We start from the raw sequence: 26,530 nt of genomic DNA, 5'->3' as shown, positions 1-26,530 counted from the left end.
AATGCGTCTTATATAGTTAAGGACAATAAAACGAAAATCGAGTCACGGATACAACGGTGTATCCGTTCGAAGCGGCAACGAAGCCTGACTTCGCCTCAAACGACAAGAGAGATGGATCTCTTGCGATTGCGGCGGTCAGGCTTTTTATGTTGTTAGGCGAAAACCTGAACATACCCGAAGAGGAGAGGAAATCGTGATGAACAAACCTGAGAAATTGGTGCTGGTCGGCAACGGGATGGCGGGCGTACGAACGATTGAGCATGTGTTGAAGTTGGCACCGGGGGCTTATGACATGACCGTGTTTGGCGCAGAGCCTCATCCGAACTATAACCGGATTATGCTGTCGAAGGTGCTGGCCGGCGGTACGGATATGAAGGACATCATTATCAATGACCGTGACTGGTATGCGGAAAACGGCATCCGGCTTTTTACGGGGGATGCCGTCGCATCGATCGATACCGTACACCGCAAGGTCGTATCGGAATCCGGCGTTGTTGCCGACTACGACAAGCTGATTATCGCAACCGGCTCGAATCCGTTCATGCTTCCGCTGCCTGGCGTGCGCAAGGAAGGCGTGATCGGCTTCCGTGATATCCATGACTGCGAAATGATGATCGAGGCTTCGAAGAAATACAAGAGGGCAGCCGTCATCGGCGGCGGGCTGCTCGGACTCGAGGCGGCGCGGGGATTGCTGAATCTGGGCATGGACGTTACGGTCGTTCATCTGAACAAGTATTTGATGGAACGTCAGCTGGATCCGCCGGCTTCGGAAATGCTGCAGCGCGAGCTTGAAGCGCAGGGGATGGGCTTCCTTCTTGAGAAGCAGACGGCGGCCATTACCGGCAAACGCCGCGCAGACGGATTGGAATTTTCCGATGGCAGCCGGCTTCAGGCCGATCTGATCGTTATGGCGGTCGGGATTCTGCCCAACGTCGAGCTGGCCAAGTCGGCCGGGCTGCAGGTGAACCGCGGCATCGTCGTAAATGATTTTCTGGAGACGAGCGTTCCCGGCATCTATGCAGTTGGAGAGTGTGCCGAGCACCGGGGGATCGCTTATGGACTGGTGGCCCCTCTGTATGAGCAAGGGGCCGTGCTTGCCAAGCACTTGGCCGGCGTCGAAACCTCCGGTTACGCAGGCTCCGTAACGTCCACGAAGCTGAAGGTTTCGGGTGTCGATGTATTTTCCGCCGGCATGTTCAATGATGCCCCGGATACGCGATCCCTCCGGTATCAGGATGATATCGAGGGCGTGTACAAGAAGATTGTCATGAAGGGAGAGCGCATGATCGGCGCCGTTCTGTTCGGGGACACATCGGATGGGACCTCGCTGTTTTCCTTGATCAAGAGCGGGGAATCCGTCACCGGGCGCGAGAAGGAATTGCTGCTTGGCTACCCGGCCGGGCAAGCCTCCGCATCGCCGCTGGCCAGGCTCGAGGCGTATTCCGTCGACGAGATCATATGCGGCTGCAACGGCGTGACGAAGGGGCGAATCATGGAGGCCATCGCGGACGGGTGCAGCACGGTGGGCAAGATCAAGGCTTGTACCAAGGCATCCGGCTCCTGCGGCGGCTGCAGGCCGGAAGTTGAAGGATTGCTGTCGATCTACGGCGGCGAAGGGGCCGGCGAGCCGGTGAAGGAAGGCATTTGCGGCTGCACGACGATGGACCGCGACGAAATTGTTGAAAAGATCAAGGAAATGCACCTGGTCAGCGTGAAAGAAGTGATGAACGTCCTGGGCTGGAATGAGCCGGAAGGGTGCTCGAAGTGCCGCCCGGCGCTCAACTACTATTTGGGGATGCTATGGCCATCCGAATACAAGGACGAGAAGGAATCCCGGTTTACGAATGAGCGGTTCCACGCCAATATCCAGAAAGACGGCACGTATTCCGTCGTTCCGCGGGTATATGGCGGGGTAACGTCGCCGGCGGATCTGAAGCGGATTGCAGCCGTCGCCGAGAAATACGATGTGCCCATGGTCAAATTTACGGGCGGGCAGCGGCTCGATCTGCTGGGCGTAAAAAAGGAAGACCTGCCGAAGATTTGGGAGGAGCTCGACATGCCTTCCGGACACGCTTACGGCAAGGCGCTCCGCACCGTAAAGACCTGCGTGGGCTCGACCTTCTGCCGATTCGGCACCCAGGATTCGATCGGCATGGGGATCCAGATGGAGAAGGCTTTCGAGCGGCTCAATACGCCGGCTAAAGTAAAGCTTGCCGTATCCGGCTGTCCTCGTAACTGCGCCGAAGCCACCATTAAGGATCTGGGCGTCGTGGCGATCGACGGCGGCTGGGAGATCTATGTCGGCGGCAATGGCGGCGTTAAGGTTCGGGAATCGGAGCTGCTGTGCACGGTAAAGACCGAGGAGGACGTGATGGAATGGACCGGCGCTTATCTCCAGTATTACCGCGAGACAGCGAACTGGAACGAGCGCACCTCCGTTTGGATCGAGCGGATTGGCCTGGATGAGGTGAAGGCGGCGCTGGAAAGCCGTGAGGAGCGTCTTGCGCTCGTATCCCGGATCGAGGAAACGCTCAGCTACACCACTGATCCTTGGAAAGAAATCATAGATAATCCGGAGCTTCGCAAGAACTTCATGCCACTGGCGGAAGCGGGAACCGGTGAAGGTTTGGGGGCGAGAAGATCATGAGCAAAATTCGGGTGGCAAGTTTGGCGGAAATCGATGCGAAGGGGGCGCGTACCTTCCGGATCGAAGATACGGAAATCGCGGTATTCAGGCTGAGCGACGGCAGCGTCAAGGCCGTCGAGAACCGCTGTCCTCATAAGGGCGGGAAGCTGTCGGAAGGCATGGTATGCGGAACGGCGGTGCACTGCCCGCTGCATGACTGGAAGATCGATCTGGCGAGCGGCCGGGTCTATGAGCCTGACGATGGCTGCGTAACGACGTACCGGACGGAAATTGACGGCACGAGCGGCTCGATTTATATCGTGATGTAAGCACGCTGAACGAACGCTAAATCAGAAAAAGAGACAGGAGGTGCAGGCCGTGCGGGCATTGGGGATGGTCAGTATCGTCGGAGCGGGACCGGGAGACCCGGAGTTGATTACGGTAAAGGCAATGAAGCGGATCCGGCAGGCTGAGGTCATTCTGTATGACCGCCTCGTCAATGAAGAGCTGCTGGAGGACGCGCCGCGTGAAGCTGAGCGCATCTATTGCGGCAAGGCGCCGGGCCGGCATGCGGCCTCTCAGGAAGACATCAACCGGCGTCTTGTCGCCTATGCGATGCAAGGGAAGCGGGTGGTGAGGCTGAAGGGCGGAGATCCCTTCGTTTTCGGACGCGGCGGGGAGGAGGCGATGGCACTGGCGGCAGCCGGCATTCCTTATGAGGTCGTTCCGGGAATTACGTCCGCCGTCGGAGCGGCGGCTTCAGCCTCGATCCCGCTGACGCACCGCGGCCTGGCCGCTTCCTTCGCTTGCGTAACGGGAAGCCGCTGCCATGAGGACGGCTCGCCCGTCCGGTGGGATTTGCTGGCGCACGGGGTCGATACGCTGGCGATCTATATGGGCGTCAGCCAGCTGCCGTATATCCGAGAGCAGCTGCTGCAGCACGGCAAAGCGGGATCGACGCCTATCGCGCTCATTGAGCAGGGGACAACGAGCCGCCAGCGCACCTTCATTTGCACGCTCGAGAATATGCATGACCTGGCAAAGGCGGTGAAACTGGGTAATCCTGCGCTCATCCTGGTGGGCGAGGTGGTTCGGCTGCCCGAGCAGCTTTCGTTATTGGAACGGAGTGTCTCGACGAGGATCGGATAAGTACGTTAAGAGAGATTCTTAACGAGAGTCTCGATGAGAAAATTTCAATGTATTTTCGAGATGAGGATTCGGATAGGTGCGTAGCGATATGGTAAAGGTTCCAGTGACGGACGGGGAACGAAAGAGTAGTGGGTGCGAAGCACAGCGATCGGAAAGGAACGCGAAGAAAGCGGCTGCCCCTCGAATAGAGGCATAGAAGCGAAGGTTTTGGAGGAGAAGCGGGAATTATCATCCGAATTCGGTCAAAGGGTAGCGCTGCTTGGGCGCTGCCTGTTTTCGTTTGCCCGGCGAGCATGATACGATATGGAGAACGATAGGGATTGGCCGTGAATTTTTTACAAAATGACGATAATGATTTGCTGGAGGTGCATGAATGGTGGAACGTCCGCAGGGCGTTGTTCCGGACGCCATTGATTTTTCGAATGCCGCTTTTCCTTTTACCGCATCGACGACACGCGGCATATTTGTCGGCGCACAGCGGCTGCATTGGCACCATGCGCTGGAGCTTAATCATATCCGAAGCGGCACGGGCTTTATTTTGATCAACGGGATGAAGCTGTCGTTTCAAGAAGGAGACATCGTATTCATCAATAGTAACGCGCTCCACCGCGCCTATGAGACGGATAATCTGATCATGGACGTCATTATGTTCGATCCTTCGCTGCTTTCGCTGGATTTGAAGTTCGATCCCGAACTGATGAACCCGTTCCGCTCCTTGGGGATGGTAGACCGGGAATCCCCGATTCGCCCTGAAATGGCCCGGCTGCTTATGAGCATGATGGAGGAGCACAAAGCTCAAGGCACCTCCTATATGAGTCTGATCCGCTCGGACCTTATTCGCTTTCTGAGCCTGGCGAACCGGCATCTGTCGGCACCGCTTGCGGAGGACCGGCCGATTAAGGGAAGGGGCATGCATGCCCTGAAGGAAGTGCTTCGGACGATGGAGCTTCACCTGGATTACGGATGGACCTTGAAGGAGCTGTCGGATATGACGCATCTGAGCCCTTCCCGATTCAGCGCGTTGTTCCATCAGGCTGTCGGCACATCCCCGCATCATTACCTGATTCAGCTTCGCTTGACTCACGCGGTGCATCTATTGGAAACAACGGATGCGAAGATTATCGAGATCGCGCAGACCTGCGGATTCCGCAATCTCTCCAACTTCAACCGGCTGTTCAAGCAGCATATTGGCGCATCGCCCAGCGACATCCGGGAGCGTGCCTCTGTCGGCAGCCCGCTCCCTCGTTTATCGCACAGTGCAGAGAAACAGTAAGATCGTATCACTCCTCGGGTGTATAACAGTAGAAGGGGCGCTTATGGAAGCGGTATCTTAAACATATACCATCACATAACGCCAAATGGTTCGGCGTCTAGGAGTGAATGTCCATGAGTTTGTATCTGGGAGTGGATGCAGGTGGGAGCAAGACCCATGCCGTCATCTGCGACGATCAAGGCAACATTGTTGGCAAGGGGGCATCCGGAAACGGGAATCACCAGATTAACCGGGAGCAGGCGGCGCGCAATATCAAGGAGGCCTGCAACAGCGCTCTTCGGGAGGCCGGCGTATCCAAGGACGACATCGAATACGCGTATTTCGGCCTGGCCGGCGCGGATCGGGAAGCCGACTACGAAATCCTGCGCCCCATGATCGGGGCTTTGGGTTACCGGCGGCATGATATCGCCTGCGATACGATCATCGGTATGCGGGCCGGAACGAGCCGGCCTTATGGTGCGGCACTGATCTGCGGCACCGGCTTTAACAGCGCAGCCCGGAACCGCGAGGGGGCGGAGCTGCAGTACGGCGGCTTCGGATTCCTCTACGGCGACGGATACGCCGGCGGATCCGGTTTTGCTACGCTGGCCTTCCGGGCGGTGGTTCGCGCTTGGGATGAGCGGGGACCTGCCACCATGCTGACTTCGCTCGTGCTGGAGCAGATGGGGTACGCCTCGGTTGAGCCAATGTACGAGGATGTCCTCTACGGACGGATCTCCATTCCGCCGACCCTGGTCAAGACCTTGTTCAAGGCGGCAGAAGCCGGCGATGAAGTCGCGACCCGAATTCTTCAGACCGAAGGCGAGGAACTGGGCAATGCCGTTTGCACGCTGATCCGGCGGCTGGGCATGTCCGATGAAGCATTCGATATTGTGTATATCGGCAGCGTACTCAACCGTCCGAACAGCTCGATCCTTACGGATGCGATAGAACGGGTTGTGGCCGTCCGGGCGCCTTACGCCCGGTGCGTAAGGCTGACATCCGATCCGGTAGCCGGAGCGCTGCTCTGTGCGATGGATGCGGACGGGCGGACCATAGATTCGCAGACCGAAGCCAAGCTCAAGGCATTCACGTTTGAAGAAACGGCTGTTTCGTGAGCCTGAGTATGACAATTTGACCGGATGCCGGGAAAACGTTGCGTTTTGATCTGATATTTACCTTGGAGGGATTCATATGGCAGCAGGTTTGAAAATAGCGGTAATCGGGGGAGGCTCCTCCTACACGCCGGAGATTGTGGAAGGCTTTATCCGCAACTTCGAGCAAATGCCGATTCGCGAACTGTGGTTCGTGGATATTGAAGAAGGCAAGCATAAGCTGGAGATCGTAGGGAATTTGGCCAAACGCATGGTGCAGCAGGCGGGTCTTCCCATCGAGGTTCATTTGACGCTGGACCGCCGGCAGGCGATTGAAGGCGCGGATTTCGTTACGACCCAGATGCGTGTCGGCTTGCTGGCCGCCCGCAAGCTGGATGAGCATATCCCGATTATGAACGGCGTTATCGGCCAGGAGACGACCGGTCCGGGAGGGATGATGAAAGCGCTGCGTACGGTTCCGGTCATTCTGGACATCTGCCGGGACATCGAGGAGCTGGCGCCGAATGCGTGGATGCTGAACTTCACCAACCCGGCCGGAATCGTGACCGAGGCTGTGCTCAAGCACAGCAAGGTGAAAACCGTCGGCCTGTGCAATTCGCCGATCAACTTCCAAAAATTCCTCGCGAAAGAGTATGGCGTATCGGAAAAAGAGGTGCTGGCCGAATTCGTCGGCATTAACCATTTGCACTGGGTAACCTCGGCGATCGTGAACGGGGAGGAGAAGATGCCGGAGCTTCTGGACGGAGGCAAATCCTACACGGCCAAGAACGTGCCGACCTTCGGCTGGGATGCGGATTTTATTCGTTCGCTCCAGGCCATTCCGACCTATTATCTGAAGTATTTCTATATGACGGACACGATGTTCGCAGACATGCTGGCATCCCTAGAGAAGGATGGCACCCGCGCGGATGTCGTCAGCCGGGTGGAAGAGGAGCTGTTCGAGCTCTATAAGGATGAGAACCTGGCAGAGAAGCCGAAGCAGCTGGAGCAGCGGGGCGGAGCTTACTATTCCGAAGCGGCGGTCAATCTGATGACATCGATTTATAATGACCGCCATGATATTCAGACGCTGAACGTAGCCAACGGGAACATCTACGATTTCTTGCCGGCGGACGCAAGCATCGAGGTCAACTGTGTCGTAACCGGCCAGGGCCCGATTCCGCTCGCCCCGCAAAAGGTTCCTTCCCACGTGAAGGGCCTGATGCATGCCGTGAAAGTGTATGAGCAATTGACGATTGAAGCCGCCATCACCGGCGATCGCGGCATCGCATTGCAGGCGCTGGTGCATCATCCGCTCGTGCCTTCCGTCACTGTAGCGAAGAAGCTGCTGGATGAGATGCTGGAAGCGAACAAGAAGTATTTGCCGGCATTCTTCAAGCCGGAGACAGTTCTATAATTCTGCATGAAGTGGAGTTGCGGAGCCTGAAAAAGCCTGTGTAACCGAGCTTGAGTTTGTCCGAAGCATCGAGAAAAAGATGCAGATGGGGGATCTGACCATCACGGGATCGAAAACGCAGAAAGTGTAGATTGCCAGAATGCTAAATGCAACGCAGGTAGGCACAATGCATAAACCACAATGCATAAAACCACAATGCATAAAACCACAATGCATTAAGCCATAACGCAATACGCACTGCGAATAAAGCCGCAACGCATTAGGCGACAACCATAAAGCCACGCATAGCGCAAAAAACGCAGCCCAAGGGGCTGCGTTTTCAGGCTGTCGAGAAAGTCTCGACAGCTATTTTCTTGTGAATTTAATTCAACACGACACCGCGTTAATGTTGTATAATGGTATTAAATAAACCGTTCGGAAGGGTGTTACATATGTTGCGTTCGAATCGAGAAAAACAGCAGGCTTACGAATTTGTTTCGATTGAAGAATTGGTTCCTCAAGATCATCTGCTCCGTAAAGTGGACAAGTATATCGATTTCTCTTTCATCGACGAAAAGGTTCGTCCGCTTTACTGTGCTGATAATGGGCGGCCAGCTATCGACCCTGTCGTGTTATTTAAAATGATTTTCCTCGGTTATTTTTATGGCATCCGTTCCGAACGCCAACTCGAACGTGAGATTCAAACCAATCTTGCTTACCGCTGGTTTTTGGGGTTAGGTCTAACCGACAAAGTGCCTGACCATTCTACGATTAGCTGGAATCGTCGCACTCGCTTTAAAGACACCGAGATTTTTCAGGAGATCTTCGATGAGATTGTGCTTCAAGCTATCCAGCACCGTATGGTGGGCGGACGTGTCTTAGTTACCGATTCAACCCACGTCAAAGCGAGTGCGAACAAGCATAAATACACAAAGGAGCAGGTTTTACAAAACACCCGTGACTATGTGAGTGAACTTAATGCTGCCGTGGAGGCTGACCGGAATGCACATGGAAAAAAGCGCTAAAGCCTAGAGAGGACGTGATCGAGGAAAAGGAAGTCAAAGTGAGCACGACAGATCCCGACAGCGGTTATATGATCCGTGATGGGAAACCGGAAGGATTTTTCTACTTAGATCACCGTACTGTGGACCTGAAATACAATATGATTACGGATGTACATGTCACCGCTGGAAATGTCCATGATTCTGTACCGTATTTATCCCGTTTGGATCGTCAACAACAACGATTTGGTTTTAAAGTCGAAGCCGTTGCTCTGGACTCCGGGTATTTGACTTCACCCATTTGCAAAGGGCTGCAAAGCCGAAATATTTTTGCCGTTATTGCTCACCGAAGATTTCACTCAACCCAAGGTTTATTCCCAAAATGGAAGTTCACTTATGACGCACAGCGTAATGTTTATGTCTGTCCAGCGAAGCACGAATTACCGTACACGACGACCAACCGCGAGGGATACCGGCAGTACGCTTCGGATCCACAGCATTGCAAGAACTGCCCGTTATTAAACGAATGCACACGGTCTCGCAACCACCGAAAGGTGGTAACCCGTCATGTCTGGGAGGACAGCAAAGAGTGGGTGCGAGGCAACCGGTTGAGTCGATCCGGGAAATATCTCTACCGAAAACGAAAAGAAACGATTGAGCGAAGCTTCGCGGATGCCAAAGAGCTCCATGGGTTTCGCTATTGCCGTTTGCGCGGTTTGCAGAACGTCAGGGAACAGGCCTTGATGACGGCAGCCGTGCAGAACATGAAGAAGATGGCGATCCACCTGGATCGCCTGGAAAAACGGGGGTAGCCCCCTCATATTTTTCTTAACTTAGTTACTTTGGAAATACAGAGAAACCCTGATCCTTTAAAAGGACAGGGTTTCTCGACAATCTGAAAACGCAGCCCAAGGGGCTGCGTTTTGTTTCATACGCCAGAATAAGCCATAAAGCCGCCGTCCACCGGGATAACCGTTCCTGTGACAAAACCCGAAGCCTGATCATCCACAAGCCATAGCAGCGTCCCGAGGAGATCCTCCGGCACGCCGAACCGTCTCATGGGCGTGTGGGAAATGATCTTATGAGAACGCTCCGTCAGCGAACCGTCGCTGTTCGTCAGCAAATTACGGTTCTGCTCGGTCAGGAAGAAGCCCGGCGCAATTGCATTCACGCGGATACCGGCATCTGCAAGATGGACCGCCAGCCATTGGGTGAAATTGTTGACCGCGGCTTTAGCGGCGCTATAGGCGGGTACCTTCGTCATCGGGCTTGGTGCGCTCATCGACGAAATATTCAGCACCACCGCTCCCGGCCGTCCGACCATGCCCTCCGCGAAGATCTGCGTCGGAATCAGCGTACCGATGAAGTTCAAGTCAAAGACGCTGCGGAAGCCGGGCACGCTGAGCCCGAAGAATGTGGTGACATCGGGCTGACCCTCATCTTCGGGACGGAAGGTTTCATTCGTTGTATTGGCATCCTTCCTGTTGCCGCCGGCTCCGTTAATCAGGATATCGCACGGGCCGAATGCTGTGCGAACAGCCTTCTCCGCCTGACGTACGCTTTCGGGATCCGTTACGTCGCAGGAGACCGCTATCGCGGTTCCGCCAGCCGCGGTGATCTCGTCTGCAACCTGCTGACCCTTCTCCACCGTGCGGTTCAGGACGGCGACCTTCGCTCCCTGACGCCCAAGCTCTAGCGCCATGGCTCGGCATAATACTCCGGATCCGCCGGTAATAACCGCGGTTTTGCCATGGATGGACGGGTGGATGGGAAGGGCGATGTGCTCTTGGCGTGCAGATCCGACCGCGCCTTGACCGGATCCGGCTGATTCCGGCATACCGTTACTGAATCCGCTCATTGAACAGCCTCCTTCACTTTGGAGGCTTGATCCTGGCTCTTCCTGGTGTACGCATCCCACAGCCCCCACAAATACATAATGCCCAGTGCCCGGTCATACAGCCCGTAACCCGGCCGGCATTGCTCGCCCCAAATATGCCGTCCGTGATCGGGTCTGGCATAACCGGTAAATCCGGTTTCATGATAGGCCTGGACGATGCCGGTGATATCAACCGTCCCGTCCTGCGTCCGATGGGAGGTCTCAATGAAGTCGCCGTTATCAAAGACGCGAACATTGCGGATATGCGCGAACGGTATCCGGTCATGGAATTCATGAATCATCGAGACGATATCGTTATCCGGATTCGCGCCGAGCGAGCCGCTGCACAAGGTGAGGCTGTTCGCCGGACTGTCGTACAGGCTCAGGAGTCTGCGAAGGTTCTCCTGGCTGGTGATAATCCGGGGCAGGCCAAAGATGGACCAAGGCGGATCGTCGGGATGAATAGCCATTCGAATGCCGTTGGCTTCGGCCACCGGAACGACCGCTTTCAGGAAATACTCCAGATTGCTCCACAGATCCTCCTCCGTTACCCCGCGATAAGCCTCGAACAAAGAGGCCAGGTGAGCCAGCCGCTCCGGTTCCCATCCCGGCATGGTAAGAGAGCTGTTCTGCGTGATCGTTCTTACAAGCTCCATTGGATCGATGCCGTGGATCTTGGCTTTTTCGAAGAAGAGTGCCGTCGATCCGTCAGGCGCTGCTTTAAACATATCGGTTCGCGCCCAATCAAAGATCGGCATGAAATTGTAGCAGATGACTTTGACGCCGACCTGGCCCAATTTTTCAATCGTACGGATGTAATTGGCGATGTACCGATCGCGTGACGGGAGGCCGAGCTTGATATCCTCGTGCACATTCACGCTTTCCACAACGTCAATATGAAGTCCGAACGCGCTTGCCTGGTCCCGGACTTCCTCAATCCGCTCCATCGGCCATTCCTCGCCGGCCGGGATATCATGGAGCGACCAGACGATTCCTTCTACGCCGGGAATTTGCCTGATATGATCCAGCGAGACCGTGTCGTTGCCTTCGCCGAACCACCGAAATACCATACGCATTGCTGCACCGCCTTTACGAATGTGGTTGTTGAATAAAATAATCAATGATAAGCGCTTGAGCCTGGCTTGCCATTGTACTTTACCTGAGGAACGCAATGTCAGGACGGCTGAATCACGCGGCTCATCATTAGCCGCCGGAATCCTCCTCCAGATCCGCCAGGCTTATATATTCCATACTACCATACAAGTATGGTAGTATGGAACGGAAAACGAAAATTTTGAACGGAGGGATCGGAAAGATGAGCCGTTTGGATATCGATAATCTGCTGCTTAACAGCAATAGCGCCAGGAAGCTGTACTATGATTATGCGGAGAGCATGCCGCTGTACGACTATCACAATCATTTAAGCCCGAAGGATATCGCGGACAACCGCCAATTCGGAAATCTGGCCGAGATTTGGCTTGAAGGAGATCACTACAAATGGAGGGCGATGCGCTGGCTCGGTGTTGAAGAAGAGCTGATTACGGGCAGCGCGCCGCCCGAGGAGAAATTCACGGCTTGGGCGCGCTGCGTTCCAAAGCTCGTCGGAAATCCGCTCTATCATTGGACCCATCTGGAGCTGGCGAGGTATTTCGGCATTCAGGAGCGGCTGTCTGAGGATAATGCGATGAAGATCTGGCATGCGTGCAACGAGAAGCTGAAGGACCCTTCCCTAACGGCTGGAGGCATCCTTGCCCGCTTCAAGGTGAAGGTAGCGTGCACGACGGACGATCCGGCCGACTCCTTGGAATTTCATCGCCGTATTCAGCGCAATCCGGAGATTACCGCGGTCGTGGCGCCGGCTTTTCGTCCGGATCGGGTCCTTGACCTGACGCATGCCGATTTTGCAGGATATATTCGGCAACTCGGGGAGGCGGCGAATCATGCGGTAGATACCTATGAAGAATTGCTTGAAGCACTTAAGCTGCGGATTCAGTACTTCCATGATCACGGCTGCCGGCTGTCCGATCACGGCTTCGGCGCATTTCCGTATGAGCCTGCCAGCGAACAAGAGGCAGCGGCCATTTATGCCAAGGCCATGGCAGGGGACCCGATCTCAGAACAGGAGGAGGCGAAGTACCGAACCTATACGCTGCTTCGGCTTGCTGTGATGTACCATGACTTGGGCTGGGCCATGCAGCTTCATATCGGAGCATCCCGGAACAACAACGCCCGCATGCTGGCTAAGCTCGGGAAGGACAGCGGGTATGATTCCATCCTGGACTTTCATCTGGCGGCGAGTCTTAACGGATTTTTGAGCGAGCTTGACAAGGACGACCGGCTCCCGAAGACTATCGTTTACAGCCTGTACTCCTCCCATTACGAGATGATTGCCACCACAATCGGCAATTTTCAATCGGCCGGCGTCGAAGGGAAGCTTCAGCTCGGCTCTGCCTGGTGGTTCCATGATCAGAAGGAGGGCATGCTGAAGCAGCTGACCGCTCTGTCCTCCATGGGCCTGATCAGCACCTTTGTCGGCATGCTGACGGACTCGCGCAGCTTCATGTCGTTCCCAAGGCATGAATATTTCCGGCGCGTCCTTTGCCGCCTGTTCGGGGACTGGATCAAGGAGGGGGAGCTGCCGGCGGACTATGACTATATCGGGGGCATCATCCAGGATATATGCTATCGCAACGCGGAGCGCTATTTTCAAATCCACGAATAATCTCGGGTTTAGTATTGGTTTCAGTCTGCCTTGATGTCGTCCATGGTGGCCGGTATTTGGTTTGTTGATTAGTAAAAAGCAGTCGTTTGGCATAAAGAGCAGGACGAAGGAGGAACAAAGAATATGAACAGTACATTATATCGAGCCTGGCTTCAGTATTCGCCGATCCAGGATGCGGAGCTTCGGGAGGCTTACCGCCGGGTTCTCGGCACGATCTCCTTGGAGGGAAGGCGATCCGAGCTTCTGGATTCGGCCATTGAGGAGCTTCGCAGCGGATGCCGATCCCTGCTGGACATCGAGCCGGATCTATTGTTGCTGGGCAACGAGATGCCTCAACTGGCATCGAACGAAGGGATATCCCGCGGCCTTCAGCTGCGGGTGCAGCCTGCCGCCGATAACGTGCAGGACCTGGAAGAAGGGGACAACAGCGCTCCCGGAAAGCTGGGACCTGAAGGCTTCCGCCTTCAGTATCTGGGGGATAGTCTGCAGGAGCGAGTGATCCTGATCGGCGGCTCGGAGAAAGGTTTGCTGTACGGCGTATTTCATTTGCTGCGGCTTGTCGCCGCACACGAGCCGTTAACGGCATGGAACGTGACCGAGGAGCCGGTTAACCGGCTCCGGATGATCAATCAATGGGATAATGCGGACGGCTCGATCGAGCGGGGCTACGCGGGGCGTTCGATCTTTTACCGGGATGGGCGCTTCACGGAGGATCTTACGCGCGTCAAGGACTATGCAAGGCTGCTGTCTTCCGTCGGCATCAATGCAATTTCGATCAATAATGTGAACGTGCATGAGATTGAAACGCGGTTCATCACCCGGGAATATTTGCCTCAGGTGGCCCAAATCGCAAGTGTATTTCGCAAGTACGGCATCACGCTGTATTTGAGCATTAACTTTGCGGCTCCGCTTCATATCGGCGGCGTAGGCACTTCCGATCCGCTGAATGAAGACGTACGGCGGTGGTGGAGGGCTGCCGCGGATGAGATTTACAGCCATATTCCGGACTTCGGCGGATTCCTGGTAAAGGCCGATTCGGAACACCGGCCGGGGCCGTTCGCTTACGGGCGCGACCATGCCGACGGCGCCAATATGCTTGCCGAAGCGCTGAAGCCCCATGGCGGAATCGTGATTTGGCGCTGCTTCGTCTATAACTGCATGCAGGATTGGCGGGATCGGAGTACGGACCGTGCCAAGGCGGCTTACGATCATTTCACGCCGCTTGACGGCCGGTTCATGGACAATGTGCTGCTGCAGATTAAGAACGGGCCGATGGATTTTCAGGTCCGAGAGCCGGTATCCCCGCTGTTCGGCAGCATGAAGCATACGAACCAGGTGCTGGAATTCCAGGTGACGCAGGAATATACCGGGCAGCAGCGCCATGTCTGCTATCTCGTTCCGCAGTGGAAGGACGTGCTGGACTTTGATACGCACGCGGACGGGCAGGGCTCGTATGTGAAACGGATCGTGTCCGGTTCGCTTCACAGCATGAAGCTAAGCGGGATTGCGGCCGTATCCAACATCGGAGATGACGAGAACTGGACGGGACATACGCTGGCACAGGCAAATCTGTACGGCTACGGACGGCTGATCTGGAATCCTGATCTGACCTCGGAGGAGATTGCGGAGGAATGGACCCGGCAGACCTTCGGCAACGACGAGGCCGTTATAAAGACTGTCTGCGGCATGCTGATGAAATCTTGGCCGATCTATGAAAGCTATACGTCCCCGCTCGGGGTCGGCTGGATGGTGACGCCGCATACCCATTACGGGCCGGACGTGGACGGATACGAGTATTCCAGGTGGGGGACATACCATTTTGCGGACCGGGACGGCATCGGGGTCGACCGTACGGCTGCGACGGGGACGGGTTATACGGCCCAGTATTTCGAGCCGAATGCGCGCAGGTACGAGACGCTGGAGGACTGTCCCGACGAGCTGCTGCTGTTCTTCCATCATGTGCCGTACTCGCACCGCCTGAAGTCGGGGAAAACGGTGATTCAGCATATTTATGACACCCATTTTGAAGGTGCGGATGCAGCGGCAGAGCTCCTAGTGGAATGGGCATCTCTCGAGGGGCGAATCGATCCGGCGCAGCATGCCCAGGTGGCCGCGAGGCTGGCCGAACAGGCAGAGCATGCCAAGCACTGGCGGGATGTCATCAACACGTATTTCTTCCGCAAGTCCGGCGTGCCGGATGGGCGGGGGCGTACCATCTTTTAAGCAATGCGTGGGGTAGGGGTAGGCACCTTATCTATTCAAAGGTATGGATGGGTAAGGAAAGGCACAGCATCCATTTAAAAGTATAGAGGATGGAAGGTTGTAACTCGGACTGCCGTAGGACATCTTGATCCGTTATAATAAAGAAGGAGCCGCTCTTACGCGAGCGGCTCCGCTTGGAAGAGGGAGTAGATCACCCGGTGCGAAGGAGGGATCTACTCTTTTTTCGTGCGGTCCAGGTTCATCTGTGCAGTGGTGTCTGCATTCGGGGTACACAGCGGGCATGTAAAAGAAGATGCTGTCATAAGCCTGTATGAACGGATGCCGGCCTTCATAAACTAAGATTATAGAGACGGTTTATAACAATAACGTAATGAACCAAGCACAGGTTTTGTTATATGATAAGGGTAGATTACATAAAGACGTCTCCAAATAGGCGTGTCTCCATCGAAAAAAGACCTGCGGATTCTCGGGCTTTATAGGGTGGGGGGCTATATGATATACTATGGATATGAATAGATTGAAAAAAGATCCATGGTCATGATGAAGGAGGGGAATGGGATGACAACCGAAAGCCATACACATGAAGCCTGCGCGGTAACGAGTGAGCGGAAAAGCCATCATTCCGAGAAAACGAAAAACAACCTCATTAGCCGATTGAATCGGATCGAGGGGCAAATTCGCGGGGTGAAGGGCTTGATTGAGAAGGATACGTATTGTGATGACGTATTGAACCAGATCTCCTCCATTCAATCGGCATTGAACGGCGTGGGCAGGCTGCTGCTGGAGCACCATATGAAGAGCTGCGTGGTCGAGCGCCTGCAGGAAGGCGACGATGACGTCATTACCGAATTGCTGACAACGATGAACAAACTGATGAAATAAGCGAGGGCCTGTTTAAGAATTCAAGGTGTGTCCCGTGCTTGCTAAGCTGCTTAATGATATTGAAAAAAGCTGGCCTTCGCAAATCGAACGCACAGCTTCAGCATACGAACGAACAAAGAGCCTGCTGCCCGATTTCGGGCGGCAGGCTTTATAGTTTAGAAGCCCCGAAGGGACCCTTACGCCCGGTGCTCCGTCCTAATGTAAGAATGCTCTAGCCTTACAGCACGTTCGGAATAAAAAAAGGTTCATTCGAGGATGTTAGATATAAAAGGGACAAGCCCTGCTCGTAAAGGGGCGCAAGCCTGATCATTACGGTGCGGACAATTTTTTTCAAAAAAGATGAAATTCACTGTTGACTAAATATAGGGTAGGGGGGTATACTAACGTCAGAAACACAAACAACACGTCATAACGGCCTGCAGCGAAATGATGAAATGATCGAAAGGCCGAAGCATTTTAAATAAACCATTAAGGAGCGATGAAGAATGGAACAGGTAACATTGAAAGTTGAAGGCATGTCCTGCATGCACTGCGTAAATTCGATCGAGGGCGCATTGAAGGAGCAGGGGATTTCCGGGAGCGTGGATTTGAAGGCGGGCACCGTATCGGTGAACTATGATGCCGGCAAGTTCAGCCTCGAAGATATCAAAGGAATCATCGAAGAACAGGGGTACACGGTAGCCTAAGGGCTGAAGACGACGGAAGAGGGGTGTAAGACGATGGGAACAGGAGCAGTTCAAGAGCAGAAGAAGGCATCGCTGCAGTTGACCGGCATGACATGTGCGGCCTGCGCGAACCGGATTGAGAAGGGGCTAAGCAAAATGGAAGGCGTCCAAGACGCCAACGTGAACTTTGCGCTGGAGAAGGCCTCCGTAACCTATGATCCGGCGGTCGTTTCGGTCAAGGAGATGGAGGAGAAGATCCAGAAGCTCGGCTATGGCACGGCAAAGGAAACCGTTGATTTTCAGCTGGTTGGCATGTACTGCGCAGCTTGCGCATCGAAGATCGAGAAGGTGGTCGGCAAGATGCCGGGCGTAACCCAGGCTAATGTCAACTTTGCACTGGAGACGGCCCGGGTGGAATTTAACCCTGCGGAAGTATCGATCAGCGACATTCAGCAGCGTGTAGAAAAGCTGGGGTACCAGGCTGTATCCAAGCAGGAGGCGCCTGATCAGGAGAGCCACCGCAAGGAAGCCATTGCCAAGCAGAAGCGCAAGCTGATCATATCGGCCATCCTGTCACTGCCGCTGCTGTGGGCCATGGTGACCCATTTCTCCTTTACCTCATGGATCTGGATGCCGGAGCTCTTCATGAACCCATGGTTCCAGCTCGCGCTTGCTACCCCGGTTCAGTTCTATATCGGTAAGCAGTTCTATGTAGGGGCATATAAAGCCCTTCGCAACAAGAGCGCCAACATGGACGTTCTCGTAGCTCTCGGTACATCGGCTGCTTATTTCTACAGCTTGTACCTGACGATTGACTGGGCTGCAGCGGGCGGAAGCGTGCATCACGGCCCGGCGATGTATTATGAAACGAGTGCCGTTTTGATCACGCTCGTCATTCTCGGGAAGCTGTTTGAATCCCTGGCCAAGGGCAGAACCTCGGAAGCGATCAAGACGCTGATGGGTCTGCAGGCCAAAACGGCGGTCGTTATCCGTGACGGTCAGGAAACGACCGTACCGGTTGAGCAGGTCATGGTTGGAGATATCGTCGTCGTTAAGCCGGGAGAGAAGATCCCGGTCGACGGCCGGGTGATCGAAGGCATGTCGGCGGTCGATGAGTCCATGCTGACCGGGGAGAGCATTCCGGTCGAGAAGAAGGCCGGAGATACGGTCATCGGAGCTACGATTAACAAAAACGGACGTCTGAAGTTCGAGGCCTCCAAGGTGGGCAAAGAGACCGCTCTCGCCCAAATTATCAAGGTGGTTGAGGAAGCTCAAGGGTCGAAGGCGCCGATTCAGCGGGTGGCCGATGTCATCTCCGGCATTTTCGTACCGATCGTGGTCGGTATTGCAATCGCAGCTTTTCTCATATGGTACTTCTGGGTAACACCAGGCAACTTTGCGAATGCGCTTGAAATCGCGATTGCGATCCTCGTCATCGCTTGCCCATGTGCCCTCGGTTTAGCCACACCGACCTCCATTATGGCCGGATCGGGCCGTGCGGCAGAGCTTGGCGTACTGTTCAAGGGCGGGGAGCATCTGGAAGCGACGCATAAGATGGACACGATTGTTCTGGATAAAACCGGAACGGTAACCAAGGGCAAACCGGAGCTGACCGATGTTCAAGCGCATGATTTTGAAGAGGAAGCATTCCTGCGCCTGGTCGGCGCTGCCGAGAAGAGCTCGGAGCATCCGCTGGCAGAAGCGATCGTAGCCGGAATTGAAGCAAAAGGGATTGCGCTCCCGGCAGCACAGGAGTTCGAAGCGATTCCGGGTTACGGTATCTATGCAAGCGTGGACGGCCATGAGGTGCTGGTCGGAACGCGCAAGCTGATGGCGAAGCATCAGATTCCGGTGGAATCGGTTCTCGCCCGGATGTCGGAGCTGGAGACCGAGGGCAAGACCGCGATGCTGGCAGCGATCGACGGCAAGTATGCCGGACTCGTCGCCGTCGCGGATACGATTAAGGAAACCTCACGCGCAGCGGTTGCAAGATTGAAGGATATGGGCATTGAAGTGATCATGATGACAGGCGACAACGAGCGGACGGCACAGGCGATTGCGAAGCAGGTCGGCATCGACCATGTTCTGGCTGAAGTGCTGCCGGAAGGCAAGGCCGATGAAGTGAAGAAGCTTCAGCAGCAGGGCAAGAAAGTGGCCATGGTCGGCGACGGCATCAATGATGCTCCTGCTCTGGCCGTAGCCGATATCGGCATGGCGATCGGTACGGGAACCGACGTGGCGATGGAAGCGGCGGACGTTACCCTCATGAAGGGCGATCTGAACAGCATTCCGGACGCTATTTATATGAGCCGCAAAACGATGAGCAATATCCGCCAAAACCTGTTCTGGGCGCTCGGCTACAATTCGCTGGGAATTCCGATTGCCGCGATCGGCCTGCTGGCCCCTTGGGTCGCCGGGGCGGCAATGGCGCTTAGCTCGGTATCGGTTGTACTCAATGCCCTCCGTTTGCAGCGTATGAAAGTATAACCCCGACATCGAAGGCTTGAAGATAGATAGCGTTTGCGGGGGCCATACGATCAATTGAACAAAATGGGAGTGTTCACATGAGTATGCGGAAGTTTGCCGTAACGCCAGGGTTTGAGGTGGGCGGAACGATGTTCCGTCCCGAACAGCTGGCCGTCCTGGGCAGCGTCGTCGGCGAGGATGCCCGTATCGAAATGACCAGCTTCAAGCAGCTGTACGTCGAGATGGAGGAGGAACAGATGGAAGAGGCTCAGCGCCTGTTAAGGGCAGCCGGACTCCAGGTTCACCCTGCCGGATTCGTCACCAAAAGTCTGATCGCCTGCCATTTCTGCAGGGGGGCAGAGGAAGCGGGCCTGGACGTAGCCCGGGCGCTCGATGAAGCGATTGCCGGGCATCCGGTACCCTCGCCGCTCAGGATCGGATATGCAGGCTGCGCGCTCGGCACGAGCGAACCGCTGCTGAAGGATATCGCCGTCATCAAAATGCGGGATAAATACGATATGTATGTCGGTGGAGAACCGCGGGGCCTAAAGGCTTTGCTGGCCAAGCAGCTGCATGCCGGCCTGGAAGCAGAGGAGCTTGTTCCGATGATACGGAGCTTGATTGCGATTTTTCAGGAGCAGGGTAAGAAGAAAGAGAAATTTTCAAGATTCGTGGACCGGATCACACTGGAACAGCTGCGGAAGCTAACCGCCAATGCCCGGATGGAGCCGGCAGGGTAAAGCGAGACATCACCATATGGTGGTGTCTTTTTTTGTACGCCCTGAAATTATATTTGACGAGCAGCTGGATATACTTAGAAGGCCTTTTTATAGAGGTTTTTTTTGTGCCGGGAGCGAGGTCGTATGAAATAGGGAGGAATAGGGAAAGCCCCCATATGATACAGCTGCGGGACAGTTGACGAACGGAGTGAAAGGGTATACAATTTAATTGTTAAAAGCTTTTAACTATTTAATATTGTGATATATGTATTCGACTATTCCTGATCGGGGTGATCAAAGCTGGATAAGAAGGAGCAGCTGTCCCACATGGTGTCCCGCCAGATGATGACGCTTGTGGCCAGCTATGCCCAAATACTGGACAGCGATCTGACAGGACCTCAATATTACGTGCTGCAGACGCTGGCTAATGAAGGCGATCAGACAAGCTCCTATTTCGCGAGCGTGCTGAACGTGACTTTGCCTTCGATCACCAATCTTAGCAACAAGCTGGTGAGTAAGGGACTCATTGAACGTGTCACATCCGAAGCCGACCGGCGGCAGGTCTATCTGAGAATCACGGAACGTGGCCGTGAGATGGAAGCCCGCATGGTGGAGAAATACCGGGAGCTGAACGAAGGATTGTGGTCCGATTATACCGAAGAGGAGCTGGATTTGCTGATCTCCGCTTATGCGAAGATGATTGATCATTTCCAGCTCAAGATGAACCCGTCCGGAAATCGGGACGGCAAATAACAATCAGGAGGTCATCCAATATGGGAAGACTGGACAATAAAGTAGCGATCATCACCGGTGCGGCCGGCGGTATGGGCAAGGCAGATGCCCTGTTGTTTGCGAAAGAGGGCGCGAAGGTAGCGATCACCGACTTGCAGGAGGATAAAATCCAGGAGGTCGTGGCCGAGATCCAAGCCAGCGGCGGCGAAGCCATCGGCTTCAAGCAAAATGTCGCTTCGGAGGAAGATTGGATCCGCGTCGTGGACGAAACCGTGAGGAAGTACGGCAAGATTGATATTTTGGTCAACAATGCCGGCATCTCGAACGCAACCCCGTTCATGGACTTGACGGTTGAAGGCTGGGAGAAGACGATGTCGATTAACGTGACGAGCATTTTCCTCGGCCAAAAGTACGTCATCCCGCATATGATCGAAGCCGGAGGCGGCTCCATCATCAACATTTCCTCCATAGCCGGCCTGACGGGCGGCAGCGGCGCGGGACCTTACACCGCAAGCAAAGGCGCCGTGCGCATGCTGACCAAGGCGACCGCCGTCGATTTTGCACAGCATAACATCCGCTGCAACTCGATCCATCCGGGTTACATCGAAACGCCGATGACGATCGATCTGTTCAAGAACGAGCAGATGATGCAGTGGTTCCAATCGCAGACTCCGCTTCCACGCCTCGGCAAACCGGAGGATATCGCGAATGGCGCCTTGTTCCTGGCTTCGGACGAATCCTCTTACATTACGGGCATCGAGCTCCCGATCGACGGCGGATACTACGCGAAGTAACCGGAGATCCCTCATGTTCGGTCAGCACATGATCGGATATGACGAATGGATCACTGTCAGATACACGGGTACCCAGGAATTTTAAGAAGACTTTTGTAGATCATTGAATATTGGTCCTTGATATATAGCGTTCATTTATATCCATTAAGGGAGTGTTGTTCCATGTCCGATCATCAACAGATTGCAGTCATCACCGGCGCGGCCAGCGGAATCGGGAGAGCGAGCAGCCTGAAGCTGGCAGAGAACGGCGCAGCCGTCGTCCTGGTTGATTTCAACAAGGAGGCTGGGGAAGAAACGCTCCGTATGATTAAGGAACAAGGCGGAGAAGGCATTTTCGTACAGGCCGATGTGTCCAAGAGCGAGGATGTGCAGAACTACGTAAATAAAGCTGTCGAAACCTACGGCCGAATTGACTTTTTCTTCAACAATGCGGGGATTATACAGAAGTTCTCCATGCTCGATGATATCGAGGAGAGCGAATTCGATCGTCAAATGTCCGTTAATGTGAAGGGCTGCTTCCTCGGCATGAAATACGTGCTGAAGGTCATGAAAGAGCAGGGCAGCGGCCATATTCTGAATACGGCTTCGACGGCGGGCATCCGCAGCGAGCACAGTGCTGGAGCTTATTCGGCAAGCAAGCATGCGGTCGTCGGCTTGACGAAATCCGCGGCACTCGAATATGTGAAGAAGGGCATTCGCGTGAACGCGATCTGTCCGGGCGGCGTGCAGACACCGTTGACGGCAGCCGTGGCGAAGTCCTTCGAAGAGAGCGGCTATGTGCCTGAGGAGATCCCTGACATGCGGATGGGGCGTGCGGCCGAGGCCGACGAAATCGCGAACGTGGTTGCGTTTATGGCTTCACCGGGGTCCAGTTATATGACGGGCTCGCTCGTGACGATCGACGGCGGGTTGACGCTGTAACACAGGGTTTCAATATGCAAGGCCAGTCAGCCGGATTCAGCGGCGGGCTGGCTTTTTTGGGCTTTATACACCAAGGGAACCTCACCTTGTGCGCCGGGGCGTGGTCCTGGCATGGTAAGATGGCTGGCTGGTTTATATTAAATTAATTATGCCCCTTCTATGACTTTTTCGTGCATATTTGTGTGTGATTTCGTGTGCATTAAAAAAAGACCTACCCGCGTATAACAACGCTGGGTAGGTTTTATCCAGTGGAATGATTCGCTTAGCGCTTACTCAGGCCGACGGCGTCTGCCAACAGCTCGTAGGACCGGAGACGCGCCTTGTGATCATAGATCGCGGCGGCTACAATTATTTCATCCGCTTGAGTCATGCGCTGGAACTCCTCCAGCTGCGCGCGGACGGTAGCCGGGCTGCCGATGGCGGAGAAGCTGAGCTGCCGCTTCACGATCGCCTGCTCCTGCAGGTTCCACAGATCATCCATGCTGTCGACCGGCGGGCTGAGCTGGCCGGTACGGCCCCGGATGATGTTCAGGAACTGCTGATACGGCGATGTCGCCAGCCGCTGGGCTTCCTCGTCGGTATCGGCGCAGATGACGTTCACGCCGATCATCGCGTAAGGCTTGCTAAGCTCCTCCGACGGGCGGAAGGTGGAGCGGTACAGATCGAGCGCCGGCATAAGGTAATCCGGCGCGAAGTGGCTCGCGAAGGAGAACGGAAGCCCGAGCTGTCCCGCCAGCTGTGCGCTGAAGCCGCTGGAGCCCAGCAGCCAGATCGGGATGTCGAGCCCTTCGCCCGGTATTGCCCGGACCCGCATGGACGAGCCGGAGATGGGCTTGAAATAGGTCCGCAGCTCGCCGAGGCGGTCCGGGAAATCCTGCCCATCGCTGCCGGGGCCGCGCCGCAGCGCCCGGGAGGTAAGCTGATCCGAGCCCGGCGCCCGGCCGAGCCCGAGATCGATCCGGCCCGGGTAGAGCGATTCGAGCGTGCCGAACTGCTCGGCGATGACCAGCGGCGCATGGTTCGGCAGCATAATGCCGCCCGACCCGACGCGAATTGTGTTCGTTCCGCCGGCCACGTGGCCGATGACGACCGAGGTCGCGGAGCTGGCGATGCCCGGCATATTATGGTGCTCGGCCAGCCAGTAGCGGTTGTAGCCCCATCGCTCGGCGTGCTGGGCGAGGTCGAGCGTATTTTTGAGCGACTGTGCTGCAGTGCTGCCAGCGGTAATCGGGGCGAGATCCAGGATCGAGATCGGAATATCGCTCACCGTTCTTGGTTCTGTATGATGAAGATCGGATTCAGACATGTTGGTTGCCTCCTTCTTCGTGCAGAGCACGGCAAGATTATATAGAGACGGGCATCCTGGCTTCCTGACGATAGGGCACCGAGGATGACCGCGGATAAGTATGGTATACCCAGTCACCGGATTCCCTATATAACCATCATTATATACCTAGTTAATTGATAAGAAAAATATGAAAGGGAATGATTGCCGGGTTAGCGGATTCCAAAACAGGACCCGACGAGGCTCCGAAGCTATTGATAATCCGATTCGGACATTCCGATTGATCGATTGAGGCTGATTTTTCTCAGATTTGAAACTAAAAATATAAAGGAATGCCAGGGACGTTAACGAACTTCTTATCATTACATCGATTCAAAAAGAAGATCTTTAAATTATCCAGGAGAGCAAGGGGAATGGCCTATGGCAAATTACAAAATGCTGGCACTTGATCTGGACGGCACGACGTTAAATGAAGAAGGAATCGTGACCGATACGACCCGGTATTGGATTCAAAAGGCGGTTGATTCCGGCGTCATGGTGATTTTCTCAACCGGAAGGGGGATGCAGACCGTCATCGACCTTTGGAACAGTCTGGGATTGAACGGCCCGATGGTACTGCTGAACGGAGCCGAGCTGTGGACGGGAAGGGAGCAGCTGTGCGAGCGGCATTTTTTGAAGCCGGAAGAAATTCGACAGCTGCACCGGCTGGCGCTGGAGGCGGACGCCCATTTCTGGGGATACAGCGTGGAGAGCCTTACGAATCGCAAAAACTGGACGGAGGAGATGTTTGAGCGGCGATGGATGAAATTCGGCATGCATCATCCTGATCTGTCGGTCATTTCGAAGCTGCGGGAGCTTGCCTCCGAGATCGATACGATTGAAATTTCCCGTTCGGCAGCCGTCAATGTGGAGATTTCCCCTCGCGGTATATCGAAGGAATCAGGCGTGCGCACGATTTGCAGCAGGCTTGGCATCGATATGCGCGAAGTGATGGCTATCGGCGATAACATGAACGATTACCGCCTGATCCGGGCTGCCGGACTTGGCGTTGCCATGGGGAACGCGGATGAGGAGCTGAAGGCGATTGCCGATGCGCAGACGGACACGAATGCGCGGGACGGCGTTGCCAAGGCGATTCAGCGCTATATTTTCGCTGGTTGACGTTGACAGCCTTGAATGGTAACCATTATGGAGTGGCAGTATAACGAGACGAGTCCCAATGGCGACTCGTCCAAGCATCGACGATAAACGTCATGCAGCAGCGACTGCGGAATGAATCGCGGGAGCTCTCTCCATAATACAAAGAGGTGCCCCCAAGATCTGCTAATCTTATGGGGCACCTCTTATGCGTGATTACGATTCCCTTAGAGGGAAGCAGAATTTGCTTTTTTCTGCGCTGGATCTATAGTTTACTCCTCCAAGCCGAAGCCAGCCGGAGCTTCAATTCGCTCGAGCCCGTTCATATAAGGCTGCAGCGCCTTCGGAATACGGATCGAGCCGTCCGCCAGCTGGTGGTTCTCCAGCAGCGGGATCAGAATGCGGGGCGAAGCGACGGCGGTGTTATTCAAGGTGTGGCAGTGGCGAAGCTTGCCTTCCGCATCCCGGTAGCGGATGTTCGAGCGCCGGGCCTGGAAGTCGAGCAGGTTCGACGACGAATGGGTCTCGCCATAGGCCCCGCGGCTCGGCATCCATGTCTCGATGTCGTACTGCTTATACGTCTTCTGCGACATATCGCCGGTGCAGACGGCAACGACCCGGTACGGGAGCTCCAGCTTGCCCAGCAGCTCCTCGGCATTGGCCGTGATCTCCTGAAGAAGGCGTTCCGACGTCTCTGCGTTCGCCTCGCACAATACGACCTGCTCGACCTTCGCGAACTGGTGCACGCGATAAAGACCATAGACGTCCCGGCCGCCCGAGCCGACCTCGCTGCGGAAGCACATCGATGCGGCCGCCAGGCGGATCGGCTGCGATACGTCGACGATTTCGCCGCTGTAGTACGATACCAGCGGGACCTCCGAGGTGCCGACCAGCCATTTGTCTTCCTCGGCAATCCGGAATGCCTGATCCTGGCCGAGCGGGAAGAAGGCGGTGTTTCGCATCGCCTCCGTCCGTACGGTCAACGGCACATCCATCAGGGTAAAGCCCTTTTCAACAAGCATATCGATTGCAAGCTGCTGCACCGCTCGATGAAGCAGGGCGCCCATGCCCGTCAGGTAGTAGCTCCGGGTGCCGGCGGTTTTCACACCGCGAGGGATGTCGATCATGCCGTGGAGCTCTCCAAGCGTGACATGGTCTTTATAGTCAAAATCAAATACAGGAGGCGCGCCTACGCGTCTGACCTCCACGTTGTCCTGGTCCGAAGCCCCGACCGGCGTATCCGGCGAGACGATATTGGGGATGAGCAGGAGGAGTTCCTGATACATAGCCTCAACCTCGCGGAATTGTGCCTCCTGAACGCTCAGTCGCTCGTTGATCGTTTTGACCTGCTGCTTCGTTTGCTCGGCCGCTTCTCTGCTGCCCTGACGCATCAAGAGGCTGATCTCCTCCGATAACGCGTTCCGCTGCTGGCGCAGCTCCTCCACCGACAGCAGCAGCGCCCGCCGCTTGTCATCCAGCTCGAGCAGCTCTTCTACCGACAGGGCGATCCCCTTCTGGTCCGCTACCCGCTGCAATTCCTCCTGTGCTTCTTTGCTTTGCCGAATCCATTTCATGTCCATCATGGTAAAC

General features: G+C 55.2%; 21 protein-coding genes. 17 read left to right on the top strand and 4 right to left on the bottom strand.

What is annotated here, in order from left to right:
- Positions 1–196 precede the first annotated feature (196 nt).
- The 7 genes from nirB (at position 197) to NST08_RS28155 (ending at position 9,330) form a co-directional block, all read left to right on the top strand.
- Positions 197–2,647 (top strand): nitrite reductase large subunit NirB, encoded by a 2,451-nt coding sequence (gene nirB / locus NST08_RS28185; protein WP_007128965.1) that lies wholly within the window; start codon positions 197–199, stop codon positions 2,645–2,647.
- Positions 2,644–2,955 carry a nitrite reductase small subunit NirD gene (gene nirD / locus NST08_RS28180; RefSeq protein WP_007128964.1) on the top strand — a complete coding sequence of 104 codons (312 nt, stop codon included), beginning with the start codon at positions 2,644–2,646 and terminating at the stop codon, positions 2,953–2,955. Before nirB ends, nirD begins: the two co-directional genes overlap by 4 nt.
- A 64-nt stretch (positions 2,956–3,019) precedes the next feature.
- Positions 3,020–3,775, top strand: a complete 756-nt coding sequence (gene cobA, locus NST08_RS28175) for a uroporphyrinogen-III C-methyltransferase (RefSeq protein WP_341342661.1) — start codon at positions 3,020–3,022, stop codon at positions 3,773–3,775.
- Positions 3,776–4,148: 373 nt separating this feature from the next.
- Positions 4,149–5,048 (top strand): AraC family transcriptional regulator, encoded by a 900-nt coding sequence (locus NST08_RS28170; protein WP_007128962.1) that lies wholly within the window; start codon positions 4,149–4,151, stop codon positions 5,046–5,048.
- Positions 5,049–5,161: 113 nt separating this feature from the next.
- A complete protein-coding gene (locus tag NST08_RS28165; RefSeq protein WP_341342563.1) occupies positions 5,162–6,145 on the top strand; it encodes an N-acetylglucosamine kinase in 984 nt (327 codons plus the stop codon).
- Positions 6,146–6,221: 76 nt separating this feature from the next.
- Complete coding sequence (locus tag NST08_RS28160; RefSeq protein WP_144878576.1) at positions 6,222–7,538, top strand: 6-phospho-beta-glucosidase; 1,317 nt, start codon at positions 6,222–6,224, stop codon at positions 7,536–7,538.
- 431 nt (positions 7,539–7,969) lie between these two features.
- Positions 7,970–9,330 (top strand): IS1182 family transposase gene (locus NST08_RS28155; RefSeq protein WP_213617301.1). Its coding sequence is split into 2 segments (ribosomal slippage): positions 7,970–8,537 and positions 8,537–9,330, totalling 1,362 coding nucleotides; the frame shifts between segments, so codons are not numbered across the junction.
- A 116-nt stretch (positions 9,331–9,446) separates the two neighbouring features.
- Here the strand turns inward: NST08_RS28155 and NST08_RS28150 are convergent.
- A complete protein-coding gene (locus tag NST08_RS28150; RefSeq protein ID WP_244869258.1) occupies positions 9,447–10,355 on the bottom strand; it encodes an SDR family oxidoreductase in 909 nt (302 codons plus the stop codon).
- A 17-nt stretch (positions 10,356–10,372) separates the two neighbouring features.
- Positions 10,373–11,470: a mannonate dehydratase gene (uxuA, locus tag NST08_RS28145; RefSeq protein ID WP_028404028.1), complete on the bottom strand. Its 1,098-nt coding sequence runs from the start codon at positions 11,468–11,470 to the stop codon at positions 10,373–10,375.
- A 239-nt stretch (positions 11,471–11,709) separates the two neighbouring features.
- Here uxuA and uxaC point away from each other — a divergent pair, with 239 nt between their 5' ends.
- From uxaC to NST08_RS28100, 9 genes are all read left to right on the top strand, one after another.
- Complete coding sequence (uxaC, locus tag NST08_RS28140; protein ID WP_007128957.1) at positions 11,710–13,116, top strand: glucuronate isomerase; 1,407 nt, start codon at positions 11,710–11,712, stop codon at positions 13,114–13,116.
- Positions 13,117–13,239: 123 nt separating this feature from the next.
- Positions 13,240–15,339: an alpha-glucuronidase family glycosyl hydrolase gene (locus NST08_RS28135; protein WP_341342562.1), complete on the top strand. Its 2,100-nt coding sequence runs from the start codon at positions 13,240–13,242 to the stop codon at positions 15,337–15,339.
- 558 nt (positions 15,340–15,897) lie between these two features.
- Positions 15,898–16,221, top strand: coding sequence for a metal-sensitive transcriptional regulator (locus NST08_RS28130; protein WP_007128955.1), 324 nt, complete (start codon positions 15,898–15,900; stop codon positions 16,219–16,221).
- Between the two features lie 485 nt (positions 16,222–16,706).
- Entirely contained in the window at positions 16,707–16,907 is a 201-nt protein-coding gene (locus tag NST08_RS28125; RefSeq protein ID WP_007128954.1) for a cation transporter, read from the top strand.
- Positions 16,908–16,940: 33 nt separating this feature from the next.
- Positions 16,941–19,373 carry a heavy metal translocating P-type ATPase gene (locus NST08_RS28120; RefSeq protein WP_210094063.1) on the top strand — a complete coding sequence of 811 codons (2,433 nt, stop codon included), beginning with the start codon at positions 16,941–16,943 and terminating at the stop codon, positions 19,371–19,373.
- Positions 19,374–19,450: 77 nt separating this feature from the next.
- A complete protein-coding gene (locus tag NST08_RS28115) occupies positions 19,451–20,092 on the top strand; it encodes a nitrite reductase (protein WP_210094062.1) in 642 nt (213 codons plus the stop codon).
- Positions 20,093–20,398: 306 nt separating this feature from the next.
- Complete coding sequence (locus NST08_RS28110; protein WP_007128951.1) at positions 20,399–20,824, top strand: MarR family winged helix-turn-helix transcriptional regulator; 426 nt, start codon at positions 20,399–20,401, stop codon at positions 20,822–20,824.
- A gap of 20 nt (positions 20,825–20,844) precedes the next feature.
- On the top strand, positions 20,845–21,597 hold the full coding sequence (locus NST08_RS28105; protein WP_007128950.1) for an SDR family NAD(P)-dependent oxidoreductase: 753 nt from the start codon (positions 20,845–20,847) through the stop codon (positions 21,595–21,597).
- A 162-nt stretch (positions 21,598–21,759) separates the two neighbouring features.
- Positions 21,760–22,518 (top strand): SDR family NAD(P)-dependent oxidoreductase, encoded by a 759-nt coding sequence (locus NST08_RS28100; protein ID WP_007128949.1) that lies wholly within the window; start codon positions 21,760–21,762, stop codon positions 22,516–22,518.
- 262 nt (positions 22,519–22,780) lie between these two features.
- Here NST08_RS28100 and NST08_RS28095 read toward each other — a convergent pair whose 3' ends face one another.
- The gene (locus NST08_RS28095) at positions 22,781–23,824 is read right to left on the bottom strand and encodes an LLM class flavin-dependent oxidoreductase (RefSeq protein ID WP_210094060.1); all 1,044 of its coding nucleotides are present in this window, start codon (positions 23,822–23,824) and stop codon (positions 22,781–22,783) included.
- A gap of 399 nt (positions 23,825–24,223) precedes the next feature.
- Between NST08_RS28095 and NST08_RS28090 the strand changes: the two genes are divergently transcribed.
- Positions 24,224–24,964: an HAD family hydrolase gene (locus tag NST08_RS28090; protein ID WP_144873084.1), complete on the top strand. Its 741-nt coding sequence runs from the start codon at positions 24,224–24,226 to the stop codon at positions 24,962–24,964.
- 248 nt (positions 24,965–25,212) lie between these two features.
- Here NST08_RS28090 and serS read toward each other — a convergent pair whose 3' ends face one another.
- A complete protein-coding gene (gene serS, locus NST08_RS28085; RefSeq protein WP_144873087.1) occupies positions 25,213–26,523 on the bottom strand; it encodes a serine--tRNA ligase in 1,311 nt (436 codons plus the stop codon).
- Positions 26,524–26,530: the final 7 nt, after the last annotated feature.

The organism is Paenibacillus sp. FSL K6-1566 (assembly GCF_038050475.1).
In the GTDB taxonomy this organism is placed as follows: domain Bacteria; phylum Bacillota; class Bacilli; order Paenibacillales; family Paenibacillaceae; genus Paenibacillus_AQ; species Paenibacillus_AQ lactis.
Note: the sequence above shows the minus strand (reverse complement) of the source record. Positions and strands in the feature narration are given on the sequence as shown.

Bases quoted from the DNA above. Each gene is read 5' to 3' on its own strand.
- nirB (WP_007128965.1), top strand. From the start codon at position 197: ATGAACAAACCTGAGAAATTGGTGCTGGTCGGCAACGGGATGGCGGGC.
- nirD (WP_007128964.1), top strand. From the start codon at position 2,644: ATGAGCAAAATTCGGGTGGCAAGTTTGGCGGAAATCGATGCGAAGGGG.
- cobA (WP_341342661.1), top strand. From the start codon at position 3,020: ATGGTCAGTATCGTCGGAGCGGGACCGGGAGACCCGGAGTTGATTACG.
- NST08_RS28170 (WP_007128962.1), top strand. From the start codon at position 4,149: ATGGTGGAACGTCCGCAGGGCGTTGTTCCGGACGCCATTGATTTTTCG.
- NST08_RS28165 (WP_341342563.1), top strand. From the start codon at position 5,162: ATGAGTTTGTATCTGGGAGTGGATGCAGGTGGGAGCAAGACCCATGCC.
- NST08_RS28160 (WP_144878576.1), top strand. From the start codon at position 6,222: ATGGCAGCAGGTTTGAAAATAGCGGTAATCGGGGGAGGCTCCTCCTAC.
- NST08_RS28150 (WP_244869258.1), bottom strand. From the start codon at position 10,355: ATGCCGGAATCAGCCGGATCCGGTCAAGGCGCGGTCGGATCTGCACGC.
- uxuA (WP_028404028.1), bottom strand. From the start codon at position 11,470: ATGCGTATGGTATTTCGGTGGTTCGGCGAAGGCAACGACACGGTCTCG.
- uxaC (WP_007128957.1), top strand. From the start codon at position 11,710: ATGAGCCGTTTGGATATCGATAATCTGCTGCTTAACAGCAATAGCGCC.
- NST08_RS28135 (WP_341342562.1), top strand. From the start codon at position 13,240: ATGAACAGTACATTATATCGAGCCTGGCTTCAGTATTCGCCGATCCAG.
- NST08_RS28130 (WP_007128955.1), top strand. From the start codon at position 15,898: ATGACAACCGAAAGCCATACACATGAAGCCTGCGCGGTAACGAGTGAG.
- NST08_RS28125 (WP_007128954.1), top strand. From the start codon at position 16,707: ATGGAACAGGTAACATTGAAAGTTGAAGGCATGTCCTGCATGCACTGC.
- NST08_RS28120 (WP_210094063.1), top strand. From the start codon at position 16,941: ATGGGAACAGGAGCAGTTCAAGAGCAGAAGAAGGCATCGCTGCAGTTG.
- NST08_RS28115 (WP_210094062.1), top strand. From the start codon at position 19,451: ATGAGTATGCGGAAGTTTGCCGTAACGCCAGGGTTTGAGGTGGGCGGA.
- NST08_RS28110 (WP_007128951.1), top strand. From the start codon at position 20,399: ATGGTGTCCCGCCAGATGATGACGCTTGTGGCCAGCTATGCCCAAATA.
- NST08_RS28105 (WP_007128950.1), top strand. From the start codon at position 20,845: ATGGGAAGACTGGACAATAAAGTAGCGATCATCACCGGTGCGGCCGGC.
- NST08_RS28100 (WP_007128949.1), top strand. From the start codon at position 21,760: ATGTCCGATCATCAACAGATTGCAGTCATCACCGGCGCGGCCAGCGGA.
- NST08_RS28095 (WP_210094060.1), bottom strand. From the start codon at position 23,824: ATGTCTGAATCCGATCTTCATCATACAGAACCAAGAACGGTGAGCGAT.
- NST08_RS28090 (WP_144873084.1), top strand. From the start codon at position 24,224: ATGGCAAATTACAAAATGCTGGCACTTGATCTGGACGGCACGACGTTA.
- serS (WP_144873087.1), bottom strand. From the start codon at position 26,523: ATGATGGACATGAAATGGATTCGGCAAAGCAAAGAAGCACAGGAGGAA.